The organism is Blastococcus litoris (genome assembly GCF_003075095.1).
Classification (GTDB): domain Bacteria; phylum Actinomycetota; class Actinomycetes; order Mycobacteriales; family Geodermatophilaceae; genus Blastococcus_B; species Blastococcus_B litoris.
In genome coordinates, this window is sequence record NZ_QCZF01000023.1 from 1 (window position 1) to 1,118 (window position 1,118).

The 1,118-nt window shown below is 70.8% G+C and carries 1 protein-coding gene; it reads right to left on the reverse strand.

Annotated features, from left to right (window positions below; genetic code table 11):
• The coding region (locus tag DCS98_RS22425) for an IS481 family transposase (protein WP_116453704.1) at positions 1–988 on the reverse strand (988 nt) is incomplete at its 3' end.
• Positions 989–1,118 lie beyond the last annotated feature (130 nt).

The window sequence follows — 1,118 nt, forward strand, 5'->3', positions numbered from 1 at the left end:
TGTACTGACCAGACACGTTGGTCAGCCGTGTGATCGGTGGGCGGCGTCCGATCGCGGTGTGGGGCCGGTGATGGTTGTACTCGTGTAGCCAGCCGGGTAGGGCCTGGCGGCGGGCGAGTTCGGTGAGGAACATCCGGCGGAAGGCCCAGCCGTCGGCCATGGTGCGGTGGAAGCGTTCGATCTTGCCGTTGGTCTGCGGTCGGTAGGGCCGGGTCCGTTTGGGCTTGATGCCGAGCTCGAGGCAGGCGTCGCGCCAGGCGTGGGAGCGGTAGGCCGAGCCGTTGTCGGAGAGCACGCGCTCGACGGTGACTCCTCGGGCGGCGAACCAGGCCACCGCCCGGCGGAGGACCCCGATGGCGGTGGCGGCGGTCTCGTCGTCGTGGACCTCGGCGTAGGCGACCCGGCTGTGGTCGTCGAGCACGGTGTGCACGAACGCGGTGCCCATCTTGGGATCGCGCTGCGCGCTGCGCGGCTTGCCAGGCGTCGCGGCGCGGTGGCGTTGGCCTTGTTGGCGGCCCACGTAGCGCCAGCCGCCGCCGTCGGGGATGTTGCCCAGCTTCTTGACGTCGACGTGCAGCAGCGAGCCGGGGCGCTCGTGCTCGTAGCGGCGGATCGGCTCGCCGGTGCGCCGGTCGATGTGGGAGAGCCGGTTGATCCGGCAACGGCGCAGCACCGCGTAGACAGTCGAGGCCGGCAGTCCGAGTCGGTCGGCGATGTCCACCGGTCCCAGCCGCTGCTTCCAGCGCAGGTGCACGATCCGCCGGACCAGCGGCCGGGGAGTGCGCCGCGGGCAGTGGTGCGGGCGGGAGCAGCGGTCGACCATGCCGGCCGGGCCGGCCTGGCGGTAGCGCTCCGCCCAGCGCTTGGCCGTCGGGTAGGCGACCTGGAACACCGCCGCTGCGTAGGAGACCGTCCAACCGTCCTCGACCACGGCGCGGGCCAGACGCAGGCGCATGCGAGGAGTCAGAGCGGCATTAGCGTGGGCCACGAGGACCTCCGGGTTCGTGTCGTGGGTGCCTTCAGCAGCTCCACTCCACGTCCGGAGGTCCTCCCTTCACAAGACCGCTCAATCAGATCTCGTGGTCACACGCCCTCAACCAACGTCGCTGGGCAGTACA